Here is a 14,894-nt window from a genome sequence, read left to right on the forward strand (position 1 = left end):
GTTAGCGTGACAAAAATGTGATGATGTTTATGGCACTAACATCTAAGTTAGCAGTTATGGGTGAATGATTGGTTATGTATCGACCATGAAACAATAAAATTGAAGCCGTTGCTTAGAGTTATTGATAAAAATGACACTCTCCTCGCGATTTCAACATAAAGCGGTAAAAGTGCGCTGTCGTTTGCGGGTGATAGATGAGAAAGCAATGGTAGCCGGATCACTGCGCTATGGCGAAAAGCGGTGTAGAATCAGCGACAACTGCGACCTGCTCTGGGTAAAGAAAACTCAGAGGTGGGGAATAGCGTACAGCGTCACTTAGACCTAAGTATTATGTTTCACAAAACGAGTAGATTTTAATTTTAGGTTAAAAATGCTATCCTCACGCAGCGGTTACGTGCTCGAACCCTCGTCTTGCTGGAAATTTTAATAAACTTCGCCGGATAAGCGTGATACGAGTACTAACACTTTCCAAGGATGTTGGATCACACGATCTGACCGAGAAAAGAGGAAATAGTCGTGCTTGAAGCCTACCGTAAACACGTCGAAGAACGTGCCGCTCAGGGTATTGTGCCTAAACCGCTGAACGCTGAGCAAACCGCCAGTTTGATAGAACTGCTGAAAAACCCGCCCGCTGGCGAAGAAGAAACCCTCATTTATTTACTGGAAAACCGAATCCCACCCGGTGTGGATGAAGCCGCTTATGTGAAAGCAGGCTTTCTGGCCGCACTGGCAAAAGGTGAAGCGCAGTCTCCGTTGATTAGCCCCGAGCGTGCCACTGAATTACTTGGCACCATGCAAGGTGGCTACAACATCGAGCCGCTGATCACCTTACTTGATGATGACAAGCTTGCGCCGATTGCGGCGAAAGTGTTGTCTCATACCTTATTGATGTTCGATGCGTTTTACGACGTTGAAGACAAAATGAAAGCAGGCAACGCCTACGCCAAGCAAGTGATGGAGTCGTGGGCGAACGCTGAGTGGTACCTGGAAAAACCACAAATTCCTGAAAAAGTGACACTGACGGTGTTCAAAGTCTCGGGTGAAACCAACACCGATGACTTGTCACCCGCGCCAGATGCATGGTCACGTCCTGATATTCCCCTGCACGCGCTGGCGATGCTGAAAAACGAGCGTGAAGGTATTCACCCGGACAAACCGGGAGAGATTGGCCCGATCGAGCAAATGAAAAAGCTGGAAGAAAAAGGTCATCCACTGGTTTATGTCGGTGATGTGGTCGGTACTGGCTCGTCTCGTAAGTCGGCAACTAACTCAGTGTTGTGGTTTATGGGGCACGACATTCCTAACGTCCCTAACAAGCGCTCAGGTGGTTTTTGTTTAGGTGGCAAAATCGCGCCTATTTTCTTTAATACTATGGAAGATGCGGGCGCTCTGCCGATTGAACTTGATGTCAGCAAGCTCAACATGGGCGATGTGATTGACCTGTATCCGGCCGACGGCAAAGTGTGCAAGCACGGCACCGATGATGTCCTATCTACCTTCCAACTAAAAACAGACATCTTGTACGATGAAGTGCGTGCTGGCGGACGTATTCCATTGATCATTGGCCGAGGCCTGACTGACAAAGCCCGCGAATGCTTAGGGCTTGAGCCGTCTGAGGTGTTCCGTCGCCCACGTCCGGTGGCTGATTCCACCAAAGGCTTTACCTTGGCACAAAAAATGGTAGGTAAAGCCTGTGGTGTTGAGGGCGTGCGCCCGAATACCTATTGTGAGCCAAAAATGACGACTGTCGGTTCGCAAGACACTACCGGGCCCATGACTCGCGACGAGCTGAAAGATTTGGCCTGCCTTGGCTTTACCGCTGATTTGACCATGCAGTCGTTCTGCCATACCTCTGCTTATCCAAAGCCGGTAGATGTGGAAACCCACCACACGCTGCCAGACTTTATTATGAACCGTGGTGGCGTGGCGCTGCGCCCCGGTGACGGTGTGATCCACTCATGGCTCAACCGCATGCTGCTGCCTGATACCGTGGGAACGGGGGGGGATTCACATACCCGCTTCCCGCTGGGGATTTCTTTCCCGGCAGGCTCAGGTCTCGTGGCCTTTGCGGCCGCGACCGGCGTGATGCCACTGGATATGCCAGAATCGGTCTTAGTGCGCTTTAAAGGTGAAATGCAACCCGGGGTGACGCTACGCGACCTGGTTCATGCTATCCCTTATTTTGGCATTCAAAAAGGGCTGCTGACGGTGGAGAAATCGGGCAAGATTAACGAATTCTCTGGCCGTATTTTGGAGATCGAAGGGGTTGAGCACCTGACGGTTGAGCAGGCGTTTGAGCTTTCAGATGCATCCGCGGAGCGTTCAGCGGCTGGCTGTACCGTCAAGTTATCGCAAGACTCTGTGGCTGAATACCTTGAGTCGAACATTGTGATGCTTAAGTGGATGATCTCTGAGGGCTATGGCGATCGCCGTACCATCGAGCGCCGCATTCAAGCTATGCAGCAATGGTTGGAAAACCCAAGTTTGATGGAAGCAGATAAAGATGCCGAGTATGCACATGTGCTCGAGATCGACTTGGCTGATATCAAAGAGCCAATTCTGTGCGCGCCGAATGACCCAGATGATGCACGTAGCTTGTCAGATGTGGCAGGTGACAGTGTTGATGAAGTCTTTATCGGCAGCTGTATGACCAACATTGGCCACTTCCGCGCGGCGGGTAAACTGCTGGACAAGTTCGGAGGGAGTTTATCGACCCGTATGTGGGTAGCACCACCAACGAAGATGGATAGAGATCAGCTGACGGCGGAAGGTTATTACGGCATTTATGGTCGGGCAGGGGTGCGTATCGAAACGCCAGGGTGCTCATTGTGTATGGGTAACCAAGCGCGAGTGGCAGAAAAATCTACCGTGCTTTCAACGTCGACGCGTAACTTCCCGAACCGACTTGGCACGGGCGCGAATGTCTATCTTGCGTCAGCAGAGTTGTCTGCTGTCGGCGCGATCCTTGGTCGTATTCCGACCAAAGAGGAGTACCTTGAGTACGCGGAGCAAATTAACGCGACCGCCAGCGATACCTATCGCTACCTCAACTTCCATCAGATGGATGCCTACACCAAAAAAGCGGATGATGTGATTATTAAAGCCGCGGTATAACCGCCTTTTACTCACAGGATCATTCAAAGCGCCCCACTACAGGGGCGCTTTTTTTATGCGTGTTAAGCGGTTGTGGGTCGATGGGAGGAGAGTCGGATCATGCGTGCGATGTTTTCACTGGTACGAATGAGGTTTTTTTTACTGTTCATTAGCGCGTCGCTCAATTCACAGGGGCCGGCTTGAATGGGAAATATCGCCGTGACGCCTTGCTGGTAAAGCGCCTCGCAATCGTCACCCACGCTGCCTGCGAGCACGATGACGGGAATACGATGGGCATGTGCGATTCTAGCAACAGCGGCAGGTACTTTGCCGTGCTGGGTTTGTCCATCGACACGGCCTTCGCCTGTGATCACCCAATCGGCTTGTATCAATACGTGGTGGGCATGGGTGCGTGAGAGTAACAATTCCACCCCTGGCTCAAGCTGCGCGCCGAGTAACCCGCCGAGTGTCGCGCCGATCCCGCCAGCCGCGCCAGCGCCTGAAAAGTGGCAAATGGACTGTCCCAATTGTAGGTGGCAAATACTGGCAAAGCGGTGCAGGTATTGCTCCAATTCTCGAATGTCTTCTTCCTGGGCGCCTTTTTGTGGCCCAAAGACGGTGGTAGCGCCATGCGGTCCACATAATGGATTGTCTACATCGCAGGCGGCAGTGAGTTTGACCGTGTTAAGGCGAGCATCCAGTCCGTCAAGATCCAGCGTCATCAGTGCACCCAGGCCCTCTCCTGTAGGCGGTATTGGTTTGCCCGCGCCATCAAGGAGCTTGGCGCCCAGGGCGGTCAGAATCCCTGCACCAGCGTCATTGGTGGCACTGCCCCCCAAGCCGATAATGATCTCATCAATGTCATGGTCAAGCGCGGCACGAATGAGCTCACCGGTGCCTAAGCTGGTGGTATGACGTGGATTGCGTGCGTGAATAGGCACCAAAGGCAGCCCAGATGCACTGGCAACATCAATAACCGCAAGCCGATGCTCGCGGTTGATAATAAAATCGGCGGTCACCGAGCGAAAATCGGGTCCAGTAACCTCGCAGTGATAACGCTCGCCACCAAGTTGGTCGAGAAAGCTTTGTGCAAAGCCTTCACCCCCGTCAGCCATTGGCAGTTGAGAGAAACGGGCGTTAGGCAAAATAGGCGCGATGCCAGCCTCGATCGCCTGAGCAACGTGGCGAGCACTGAGGCCTTCTTTAAATGAATCAGGTGCGATCACGATATGCATTAGCCTATCCTTTACTGCTTACTGTTATTCCATTTAAGTATGGTTGAAGTGACAGCTTGATGACAGCCTCGGCTTGGCAATTATAGGAAAAAGCCGGACAATAGCGTGCCAAATTTGGAGGTCAGTGTGGATTACGAATTTTCTCGCAACAGTTTTGATGACAGCTACCGGATTGTTTTTTCTATGGGACATGAAGCCATAGGACGTTGGCTATTGGATGAACTCGGCACGGAGCTGACGCAAGTGACAGCCTGTCTACATACTCTGCAGCAACTTGAGTCAGAGCAGCAGTGGCGCGGGCATACGTTCACGCTTACCGCCAATCATGATGAGGTCGTGGTGGTGGCGAATGCGATGCTGCAACCTGCCTCGGATGACGCGCAAATCATGCTCAATGAGCAAGCGCTGACCTTTTATGATGAAGAAAGCTACGCCGCGTGTGGTTACCAAGACTTTTTGGAAATGCTAGACGCCTACCAAGACTTTATTGCCCGTTACGGTCGACGTTAAGCGGGCTCACTGAGTTAGCTAGTCATCGATGAGCACGTATTACCGTGTGCGTGCTTTGAATCGATGAATCTTTCCCCGTTTTTTATCCTTATTCTCGCTTCTATGTTCCCCATTGGTGCAATCGTGTACCGCTCCCGCGGGTATGCGCTGTGTTGGTGAATAATTCGCACTTATATGGTGCAAATCACCGCCTTTATTTCTATTTGTTTTTTAAGTTATTGAATATTAACTAATTAATTATTGGCACGGCTCTTGATAGTTAGACGATGATGCAAACACAAGGACTCAGGAGAAGGATATGAAACTGATTAGCGCCATTATCAAGCCATTCAAGCTTGATGACGTACGTGAAGCGTTGGCGGATGCTGGCATTGACGGCATGACTGTCTCAGAGGTGAAAGGCTTCGGCCGTCAAAAAGGGCACACAGAGTTATACCGCGGTGCTGAGTATCAGGTCGACTTTTTACCCAAAGTAAAATTAGAAATCGCGGTGCAGAGCGAGCATGTCGACAGTGTCGTGGACGCGATCTCTAAGGCTGCACAAACCGGCAAGATCGGCGATGGCAAAATCTTCGTCTTTGATCTTCAGCAGGCGGTGCGTATCCGTACTGGTGAGATGGATCTGGAAGCAATTTAAAAACAGGGAGTAAAGACAATGGAACTGGTAAACACGGTGACTGAATTGCGCTACGCGCTCGACACCTTTTTCTTTCTTTTATCCGGTGCGCTAGTGATGTGGATGGCAGCAGGCTTTGCCATGTTAGAGGCAGGGCTAGTACGCTCAAAAAACACCACTGAAATACTGACCAAAAATATCTGCCTCTATGCCATCGCATGTACCATGTACCTGTTAGTGGGCTACAACATCATGTACGTGGATAACAGCGGTGGTGGCTTTATACCGTCTTTCGGTACCTTGATTGGCACGCAAGGGGCGGACGCGGATCACTCGCTTGAATCAGACTTCTTCTTCCAAGTGGTGTTTGTGGCGACAGCGATGTCTGTGGTGTCAGGCGCGGTGGCTGAGCGTATGAAGCTGTGGGCGTTCCTGGTGTTCTCTGTCATCTTAACTGCGGTGATTTATCCGGTTGAAGGTTATTGGACCTGGGGCGGTGGCTTTCTCTCAGAAGCAGGCTTTAGCGACTTCGCTGGCTCTGGGATTGTTCACATGGCCGGTGCCGCTGCGGCACTCGCAGGTGTTCTGCTCTTGGGGGCGCGTAAAGGGAAATACAGCAAAAATGGCAAAATCAATCCCATCCCTGGTTCAAACCTGCCCCTCGCTACCCTAGGTACTTTTATCTTGTGGTTCGGCTGGTTTGGCTTTAACGGTGGTTCACAGTTGATGGTGTCGGATTTTGAAAACGCGACCGCGGTCGGGCAAATCTTCTTGAACACCAATGCGGCTGCGGCTGCGGGTGCGATTGCTGCTTTGCTGGTGTGTAAAACCATGTGGGGGAAAGCGGATTTGACCATGGTACTCAACGGTGCGTTAGCCGGCTTAGTGGCCATCACCGCGGATCCGCTATCACCTTCACCTGTGGCAGCGCTGATCATTGGTGCGGTATCAGGTGTGGTTGTGGTCTTCAGTATCGTTGGTCTTGATAAGATTAAAATTGATGACCCTGTTGGTGCTATCTCTGTGCACGGTGTGTGTGGCTTCTTCGGCTTGATGGTTGTGCCTTTAAGTAACACAGGGGCAACCTTTGGTGCGCAGCTTTTGGGTGCGGCAGTGATTTTTGCTTGGGTATTTGCGGCAAGTTTCCTCGTGTGGCTAGTGCTGAAAAACACCATGGGTATCCGTGTTACCGAAGAAGAAGAAATGTCAGGGATGGATTTACATGACTGTGGCATTGATGCATATCCCGAATTTGTTAGCGTAAAATAGTCAGTTACACTTAACTCGATTAAACTCTGAAACGAAACCTTACATTTTTGGATGTAAGGTTTCTTTGTTTTTGCGTCTGATCATATTGAGCCCTGAGTCATTAGTTGTATACTAACGAAACTGAGATTCGTTATCATTTATCATCATATTTAAGGACTGCCACGATGAAAAAACTACTGATTGCCTCGGCTATCACCGCAAGCCTATTAGGAACCAGCGCCGCGGTTGCGTCCGAAGAAGTCAATGTTTACTCGTATCGCCAACCTTTCTTGATTGAACCCATGTTCGATGCGTTTACCGAAGAGACCGGCATTGAGGTGAATGTTAAATTCGCCAAAAAAGGCATGGCGGAAAAGGTTAAGCAAGAAGGTGAGTACAGCCCGGCTGACGTTTTGCTAACCGTTGATATTTCACGCCTTCAAGAGCTGGTTAATCAAGACGTGGTTCAGCCTGTACAGAGCGCGGTGATCGACCAAAACGTGCCTGAGCAGTTCCGTGATAGTGAAGACAAGTGGGTTGCGCTGACAACACGTGCCCGTGCGGTATACTCATCACGTGAGCGTGTGGGTAAACTAGGTGATGATTTTGACTACCTTGACTTGGCAAAACCAGAATGGAAAGGCAAGATTTGCACCCGTTCAGGCAAACACCCATACAACGTTTCTTTGGTATCAGCCATCATTGAAAACCACGGTGAAGCGAAAGCCAAAGAGTGGTTAGAGGGCGTAAAAGACAACCTCGCGCGTAAACCACAAGGCAATGATCGTGCACAAGTGAAAGCGATTAAAGAAGGCCTGTGTGATGTATCGCTAGGCAACAGCTATTACCTAGGTAAAATGCTGAATGACGAAGAACAAACAGCGTGGGCGGAAGCGGTTTACTTGAACTATCCTGGCCAAAACGCGCACGGTACGCACGTGAACGTGAGTGGCATGGCGATGGCGAAGTACGCGCCGAACGAAGAAAACGCGCTAAAACTAATGGAATTTTTAACGTCAGACAAAGCACAGCATATGTATGCTGAGGTGAACTTCGAAGAGCCTGTGAAGCCGGGTGTTGAGCAGTCTGAGCTGGTGGCGTCTTGGGGCGACTACAAGCATGACCCAATGCCGCTTGAGGCGATTGCGGATAACTACAGCCAGTCAGTGAAACTGCTGGATGAAGTGCAGTTCGACCTGTAAGCCATTGCATAGGGGCGGATGCCGCCCCTGTTGTCTTTCTCTGACGCCTTAATGTAGTAGGCCATGCGAGATAGATTACCCATTATAAAAACCAGCAGTTGGAGCTTAGCTCTGTTGCTGGTTTTGCCGATCTTAGCGATCTTTTATACCGCGGTAGGCGACACCGGGGATATTTTCCCTCATCTGTTTGATACCGTACTACCGACTTATACCTTGAACACCAGCTTGTTAGTGGCTGGCGTGGTGGCGATTGCGATTATCCTCGGGGTGCCCACCGCGTGGATGCTGGCCATGTATCAGGTACCGGGCAGCCGACAACTGCAGTGGGCGATGGTGCTTCCGCTTGCGATGCCGGGCTATATTATTGGCTATATCTACACTGACTGGTTTGACTACGCAGGCCCATTGCAACGTGGCTTGCGGGCACTGTTTGAATGGCAAACGGTCAATGATTACTGGTTTCCCGATATGCGTACCTTGCCGGGTGCGTGTTTTGTGCTGGCGTTAGTCTTATACCCTTATATCTACTTGCTCACCCGTGCCGCGTTTATGGAGCAAAGTGTCACCTTGACCCACTCAGCGCGTTTGCTCGGTTGCTCGCCGATGCAAAGCTTTCGTCGCATTTCTTTACCGTTGGCACGGCCGGCGATTGCGGTGGGGGCCTCTTTGGTGGCGATGGAGGCGCTGGGCGATTTTGGTACGGTCAATTACTTTGCGGTCAGCACCCTTACAACCGCAGTCTATGATACTTGGTTGAGCTACTCGAGCTTAACCGCTGCCGCCAAAATCTCTGCGATCATGCTGGTTGCTATCTTCCTTTTGATCAGTGCTGAACGTTATGGGCGACGTAAACAAGCACAATTTAGTCCAAGCTCGAGCAGTGATGCGATTGAGAAAATGCCCTTAACAGGCTGGCGCAAAGTCGGTGTGTTAGCGTGGTGCTGGAGTCTGCTGTCACTGGCGTTTATTTTACCCCTGTTACAGCTTTTGGTGTATGCATGGCACTACTACGAAAAAAATGCGGTCAGCGAATTTGCCACCTTTAGCTATAACAGCTTTTATACCTCAAGTTTAGCGGCGCTCATTGCCGTTGGCATTGCGTGGACAGTCAATGTGTATCGCCGCCTGCGTGGGCATGGGGTCAGTGTGGCGCCCATGCGATTGGCGTCTATGGGGTATGCGGTGCCGGGGACGGTGCTCGCGATTGGCGTGATGTTAGTGCTGACGCGCGGCGATCACTTCATTAACGATATCGCCACCCATTACGGCTGGGGACGGCCTGGCCTCCTATTATCTGGCACCATGGTGGCCTTATTGGTGGCCTTTGTTGTGCGGTTCAGTGCCGTCGCCATTGGCAGCATTGAATCAAGCATGGCCAAAATTCCTCCTTCATTGGATATGGCGGCGCGAACCATGGGGTGCACCACCACAGGGGTGATTCGCCGTGTGCATTTACCCCTAATTCGGCGCGGCACGCTCATTGCGATGCTGTTGGTGTTTATTGAGTCGATGAAAGAGCTCAATGCGGCCATTTTATTGCGCCCTTTTAACTTTGAAACACTGGCCACCTATGTGTACAACTTTACCTCGGATGAGCACCTAGAGTATGCCGCCTTGCCTGCGATTTTGTTGGTCGTGGTTGGTTTGGTCCCCCTTATCCTGATTAACCGGTCATTGGAGCAAAAATATCAATGAAGTGTGCGCTCGCGATAGAGAATTTGACCTGCAGTTATAACGGCACTCCTGTTTTAAAGGATTTGTCGCTGCAAGTCGCGCCGGGAGAAATTGTGTGCTTGCTCGGCGCCAGTGGCTGCGGGAAGACGACGTTGCTAAAAGCAATGGCAGGATTAATGCCATTATCCTCAGGAAAGCTATCGATTGGGTGCAAACTCATGGACGATAATCAGCATTCAATCCCGCCAGAGCAACGCAATATTGGGATGATTTTCCAAGACTATGCGCTGTTCCCACACCTTACGGTGGCAGACAATGTGGGGTTTGGTCTGTCTGGATTCAGCACGGCAGCACGAAGTGAAAAAGTGACTGAGATGCTCAAGCTGGTGCGTCTGGCGGAGCTGGGTGACCGCTATCCTCACCAGCTCTCGGGCGGCCAACAACAGCGCGTGGCGATTGCGAGAGCGCTGGCTTATGAACCCGATCTGTTATTGCTTGATGAGCCCTTTTCAAATATTGATACCCAGGTTCGTCATGATTTAATTGAAGAAATCCGACGCATTTTTAAATCCCAAGGCGTCACGGCGATCCTTGTGACGCATAGCCGAGAGGAAGCATTCGCGTTTGCCGATAAGCTGGCGGTAATGAATCAGGGGCTCATTGAACAGTATGGCGATACCACAGAGGTGTATTACCAACCTGCGAGCCGTTTCGTCGCTGATTTTCTTGGCCAGGGCTCTTATGTGCCCGTAACGGTCTCGTCGCAAGAACAAATGCAGACACCGCTCGGCCCTTGGCCTCGTCCGGTGCATTGTCATCCAGGCGCGCATTGGTGGCTACTGAGACCGCAGTTTCTCAGTATCCGTGCTGATGAGAAGGGGGAAGGACAGGTGTTATCCCAACAGTTTATGGGTGACAGCAGCCGTTATACCATCGATATCCATGGTCAAAAACTGTCGGTACACGCGCGTGAGCCGCTATTGGTGGGAGATAAAGTCAGTTTACATATTCGCCCTCACGAACCAGTCCTTTTCAATGATGGGCCGAGTTTTATTGACGATTAAGACACCAGAACCAAAAAAGCCAACCGAAGGGTTGGCTTTTTACGGCGCGACTACGATTAGCTTTGCTGGCAAAGTACATCAATATAGTGTTGAGCCATGGCGTTTAAAGCCGTTTTGTCTGGTTGCTGGTGCGCCTGTAAAAATAGCACATAGCACACCCCAGCCAACATACTGGCAAGCTCACGCGGTTGGTGACGGTCGACCATCTCACCTTTTGCCATCCCATGCTGGAACACTTGTTCGAACTGATCCATCGCGTCTCGACTGCCTTTGACAAAGCGTGGCCAAATATCCTCGCGAATAGAGGTACTCCACTCAAACCAGACTTTCATCCAAGCTTTGTCTGCCAGTGCCGTGTCGATAATTTGCGAGGTAATGCAGTTTAGCGATGCTCGCATCGATTGATCTTGCTCGGTGCACTCATTAATGAGTTTAATGAAGTGTTTCTCGGTCTGGGCCAAGATCTCTTCCACCAAGTCTTCACGGGTTGGGAAGTAGTTAAATACTGTTGCGACGGAGACATCTGCCATTTCGGCAATATCGGCGTGCCCCGCACGACCAATCCCGCGTTTGGCAAACACATCTAAGCCACACCCTAATAACTGCTCTTTGCGGCGCTCGGGCGATAGCCGCGTCCTTGTTCTCTCATTTGATTGAGCCATCCTAAAACCTGCCAACTTATTTTTGGTTTGTACAAATTAATTATTGTTTGTGCTAATGACTTTATTATTAGCGGGGTTGAGTTTATACCAGCCATTTATGGCCTGACAACGGCTAGAAGCCTGATCTAGGCCGTAAAAACGTAATTTTGTCTGCAAAAAAAGTCATTCATTACAAAAAACAAAGGCATGGATTATTTTTTCTTATCAATCAGTGTGATACCCAACTAGTGTGCGGGTGCATAAGCGATGAAAACGCGCTCGCTGGGATCCGCAATCGATTTAGTGCTAGACTATGCCACCTTTGTTAGTGACCTCCCTTTTGTGGAGAGACAACCATCGGGGCAGATATGAAACACACCGTTGAAGTGATGATTTCAGAGCAGGACGTTCAGGCGCGAGTGAAAGCCTTGGGCGCCGAGATCAGCGAGCACTATAAAGACTCACCGGAGTTGGTATTAGTGGGGCTGCTGCGTGGCTCGTTCGTTTTCATGGCGGATTTATGCCGTGCGATTGACATGCCGCATGCGGTCGACTTTATGACTGCATCAAGCTACGGCAACAGCATGGAAAGTACGCGTGATGTGCGTATTTTGAAAGATTTGGATGATGATATTAAAGGCAAAGACATACTCTTAGTCGAAGATATCATCGATACCGGCAATACGCTGAGTAAGGTGTGTGAAATCCTGTCTTTGCGCGAGCCAAATTCAGTACGTATTTGTACCTTATTAGATAAGCCTGAGCGCCGAGAAGTCGACGTCAAGGTTGATTGGCTGGGCTTTACGATTCCAGATGAATTTGTGGTCGGTGTGGGCATCGATTATGCGCAAAAGTACCGCCATCTGCCGTACGTTGGTAAAGTGATTCCGTTGGACTAAAGGGTTCAAGGAATGCGAAAGGAGAAAGCCGAGCCTATGCTCGGTTTTTTTGACCCCATGATACAGGCGAGTGCCAACCTTCCTTGTTAGAGACGTAGGGAAGGATTAATACTCGACTTGGTCAGGCACAAGTTCACACATTGCCGCTTGGTAGTTTATTTCTAGCGATTCCCGACTATTGGCGGTCATCCCCAGATCCCGCAAGATCCCATCGGTGGTGTCGTAAAACCAGCCATGAACCTTTACATCTTGGCCGCGTTCCCAGGCGGCTCGCAAAATCGTTGAATTGCCCAGATGATAAACCTGCTCTGCGACATTGATCTCACACAGTCGATTACCGCGTGCTTGCGCAGGCAATTGGCTCAGGTAGCTTTTGTGTTTGAGGTAGAGGTCGCGAATATGTAGCAACCAATTGTTAATTAAACCCAGCTCAGGGTTTTCTATAGCCGCATGTACCCCGCCGCAGCCGTAATGCCCACAAACAATAATGTGCTTGATTTGCAGCACGTCGACGGCGTACTGCACGACGGATAGGCAATTTAAATCGGTATGAATAACTTGATTGGCGACATTACGGTGGACAAAAAGCTCGCCAGAGTCGAGACCAGTCAAGCGCTCTGCGGGCACACGACTATCGGCGCAACCAATCCATAAGTATTCAGGGTGTTGCTCTTTGGCAAGGTCGGCAAAAAACTGTGGGTTAGTATCACGAATGTCTTTTGACCAGGCTTTATTATTGGCGAACAACGCTTTGATTTGGGCCATATTCACGCAAGCTTTTGGTAATGTAGTCGTTTACCACTATACCTTAATGACCGAGTGTGAAATACACTGAGATCAATATTCACATTCTTTTACATCTGTCACGCCCAATAGATCACGCTGTTTACCTTCAAAGCCACTGCTCGGATCGGTTAATCCAAGAAAACTCGTATACTGTCTTTTCCATCATCAATGCAGTAGAGGGTAGTGAGTGTTTGATAAAGGACGATTTGCACAGCTGACATTAAAAGGGGATCTATTTGGTGGGGTAACCACCGCGATAATCTCATTACCATTGGCACTTGCATTTGGTGTCGCCTCTGGGGCTGGCGCGGAAGCGGGGCTATGGGGCGCGATTTTAGTCGGGTTGTTTGCCTCGCTATTTGGCGGGTCGTCTACGCTGATTTCTGAACCGACCGGCCCAATGACAGTGATCATGACCACGGTATTAACCGCCATGATGGCGCGTTACCCGGAAGGGGGCGTAGCTATGGCATTCACCGTCGTCATGATGGCGGGGGCGTTCCAAGTACTGATTGGCAGCTTAAGGCTGGGGAAATACGTCACCTTAATGCCTTACAGTGTGGTATCCGGCTTCATGTCAGGGATTGGGGTGATTTTGATTTTGCTCCAGCTTGCCCCCTTGCTGGGGCAAGCGGCACCTTCTGGCGGGGCGCTTGGCACACTTAAAGCATTGCCGGACTTACTCGCTAATGCCGATTTTAAAGAGGTATTTCTCGGGGCGCTGACCCTTGGCATCTTGTTTTATTTTCCGGCGAAATATCGCCGTTTTATTCCCGCACAGCTTGTCGCGCTCGTCAGTATCACTTTGGTTTCAATTTTATTGTTTGATACCGACAGCATTCGTCGTATTGGGGAAATCCCCACTGGCTTACCTTCGCTAGTGATCCCGCATATCACGACAGAGCATTTTACCGCGATGGTGATTGATGCCCTCGTGCTGGGCACCTTAGGGTGTATTGATACCTTATTAACCGCGGTAATTGCTGACTCACTGACTCGGCAAGAGCACAACTCTGATCGCGAGCTGCGCGGGCAGGGCATTGCCAATATGATTGCCGGGTTATTTGGTGCGCTCCCTGGCGCGGGGGCCACTATGGGCACCGTGGTGAATGTGCAAGTGGGGGCGCGCTCTCCTTTGTCGGGGATATTGCGGGCGGCGATGTTAGCCGCGGTGGTATTGGTGGCAGGTGCGCTCACCGCGCCGATCCCGATGGCGGTACTCGCGGGCATTGCGGTATATGTCGGGTTTAATATCCTCGATTGGAGCTTTCTTCACCGCGCCCATAAAATCAGTTTGCAACAAACCGGTATTATGTATGGCGTGATGGCGCTGACGGTGTTTGTTGACTTGATTGTTGCCGTCGGCCTAGGGGTATTCATTGCCAACTTATTGGTGATTGAGCGCCTAAGCCGAGAGCAAGCCAAGCAAGTACGGGCCATCAGTGATGCCGAAGATGATGAAGTGCCGCTGGATGACGAAGAACGTGCGCTGCTTGATGCGAGCAATGGCCAAGTGTTGTTTTTCTATCTTTCAGGACCGATGATTTTCAGTGTCTCGAAAGCAATTGCACGCCAGCATGCCCACATCAACGAGTTCCGTGTGATGATTCTGGACCTAAGCGATGTGCCCATGTTGGATATGACCGTTGGTTTGGCATTAGAGAACGCGATTAAAGATGCGCGTGAGGCTGAGTGCACGGTGTTTTTACTGTGTCCGCACGACGAAACGCGCGAGCAGCTGCAGCGCCTTCATATCGGTGATTGGGTCCGAGAGGCGCATATCTTTACCACACGCAAACCGGCGCTCGAGGCGGCCAACCGCTTGGTAGAAGTGATGCCATAGCGGGCTGTTCAACGTATGTTACACGTCAATGCACGCAAACTCGCTAACTGGCGCCATGAGCGGGTTTGTGTGCTGTCATGGCT

Annotated in this window: 12 protein-coding genes; 9 read left to right on the forward strand and 3 right to left on the reverse strand. The window is 50.7% G+C overall.

Annotated features, from left to right (window positions below; all coding sequences use genetic code 11):
- Window positions 1–516 precede the first annotated feature (516 nt).
- Window positions 517–3,114 carry a bifunctional aconitate hydratase 2/2-methylisocitrate dehydratase gene (acnB, locus tag N8M53_RS02095; RefSeq protein ID WP_269579302.1) on the forward strand — a complete coding sequence of 866 codons (2,598 nt, stop codon included), beginning with the start codon at window positions 517–519 and terminating at the stop codon, window positions 3,112–3,114.
- Between the two features lie 62 nt (window positions 3,115–3,176).
- Here acnB and N8M53_RS02100 read toward each other — a convergent pair whose 3' ends face one another.
- Entirely contained in the window at window positions 3,177–4,328 is a 1,152-nt protein-coding gene (locus N8M53_RS02100) for a glycerate kinase (RefSeq protein WP_269579303.1), read from the reverse strand.
- A 126-nt stretch (window positions 4,329–4,454) separates the two neighbouring features.
- On the opposite strand from N8M53_RS02100, the gene N8M53_RS02105 reads away from it, so the two are divergent.
- The 6 genes from N8M53_RS02105 to N8M53_RS02130 all read left to right on the forward strand — a co-directional run bounded on the left by N8M53_RS02105 (window position 4,455) and on the right by N8M53_RS02130 (window position 10,642).
- Entirely contained in the window at window positions 4,455–4,838 is a 384-nt protein-coding gene (locus N8M53_RS02105; RefSeq protein ID WP_269579304.1) for a YacL family protein, read from the forward strand.
- Window positions 4,839–5,136: 298 nt separating this feature from the next.
- Window positions 5,137–5,475, forward strand: coding sequence for a P-II family nitrogen regulator (gene glnK, locus N8M53_RS02110; RefSeq protein ID WP_077771180.1), 339 nt, complete (start codon window positions 5,137–5,139; stop codon window positions 5,473–5,475).
- Window positions 5,476–5,493: 18 nt separating this feature from the next.
- On the forward strand, window positions 5,494–6,723 hold the full coding sequence (locus N8M53_RS02115) for an ammonium transporter (RefSeq protein ID WP_269579305.1): 1,230 nt from the start codon (window positions 5,494–5,496) through the stop codon (window positions 6,721–6,723).
- A gap of 164 nt (window positions 6,724–6,887) precedes the next feature.
- Window positions 6,888–7,904 carry a Fe(3+) ABC transporter substrate-binding protein gene (locus N8M53_RS02120; RefSeq protein WP_269579306.1) on the forward strand — a complete coding sequence of 339 codons (1,017 nt, stop codon included), beginning with the start codon at window positions 6,888–6,890 and terminating at the stop codon, window positions 7,902–7,904.
- Window positions 7,905–7,967: 63 nt separating this feature from the next.
- Window positions 7,968–9,599 carry an ABC transporter permease gene (locus N8M53_RS02125; RefSeq protein ID WP_269579307.1) on the forward strand — a complete coding sequence of 544 codons (1,632 nt, stop codon included), beginning with the start codon at window positions 7,968–7,970 and terminating at the stop codon, window positions 9,597–9,599.
- A complete protein-coding gene (locus N8M53_RS02130; protein WP_269579308.1) occupies window positions 9,596–10,642 on the forward strand; it encodes an ABC transporter ATP-binding protein in 1,047 nt (348 codons plus the stop codon). The genes N8M53_RS02125 and N8M53_RS02130 overlap by 4 nt, the downstream gene beginning before the upstream one ends.
- A gap of 56 nt (window positions 10,643–10,698) precedes the next feature.
- Here N8M53_RS02130 and N8M53_RS02135 read toward each other — a convergent pair whose 3' ends face one another.
- A complete protein-coding gene (locus N8M53_RS02135; protein ID WP_269579309.1) occupies window positions 10,699–11,304 on the reverse strand; it encodes a TetR/AcrR family transcriptional regulator in 606 nt (201 codons plus the stop codon).
- Between the two features lie 347 nt (window positions 11,305–11,651).
- Here N8M53_RS02135 and hpt point away from each other — a divergent pair, with 347 nt between their 5' ends.
- Window positions 11,652–12,182: a hypoxanthine phosphoribosyltransferase gene (hpt, locus tag N8M53_RS02140; protein WP_077771186.1), complete on the forward strand. Its 531-nt coding sequence runs from the start codon at window positions 11,652–11,654 to the stop codon at window positions 12,180–12,182.
- Between the two features lie 105 nt (window positions 12,183–12,287).
- On the opposite strand, the gene can is transcribed toward hpt, so the two are convergent.
- Window positions 12,288–12,947, reverse strand: coding sequence for a carbonate dehydratase (gene can, locus N8M53_RS02145; RefSeq protein WP_269579310.1), 660 nt, complete (start codon window positions 12,945–12,947; stop codon window positions 12,288–12,290).
- A 208-nt stretch (window positions 12,948–13,155) separates the two neighbouring features.
- Between can and N8M53_RS02150 the strand changes: the two genes are divergently transcribed.
- Window positions 13,156–14,811 carry a SulP family inorganic anion transporter gene (locus N8M53_RS02150; protein WP_269579311.1) on the forward strand — a complete coding sequence of 552 codons (1,656 nt, stop codon included), beginning with the start codon at window positions 13,156–13,158 and terminating at the stop codon, window positions 14,809–14,811.
- Window positions 14,812–14,894: the final 83 nt, after the last annotated feature.

Source organism: Salinivibrio kushneri (assembly GCF_027286325.1).
Classification (GTDB): domain Bacteria; phylum Pseudomonadota; class Gammaproteobacteria; order Enterobacterales; family Vibrionaceae; genus Salinivibrio; species Salinivibrio kushneri_A.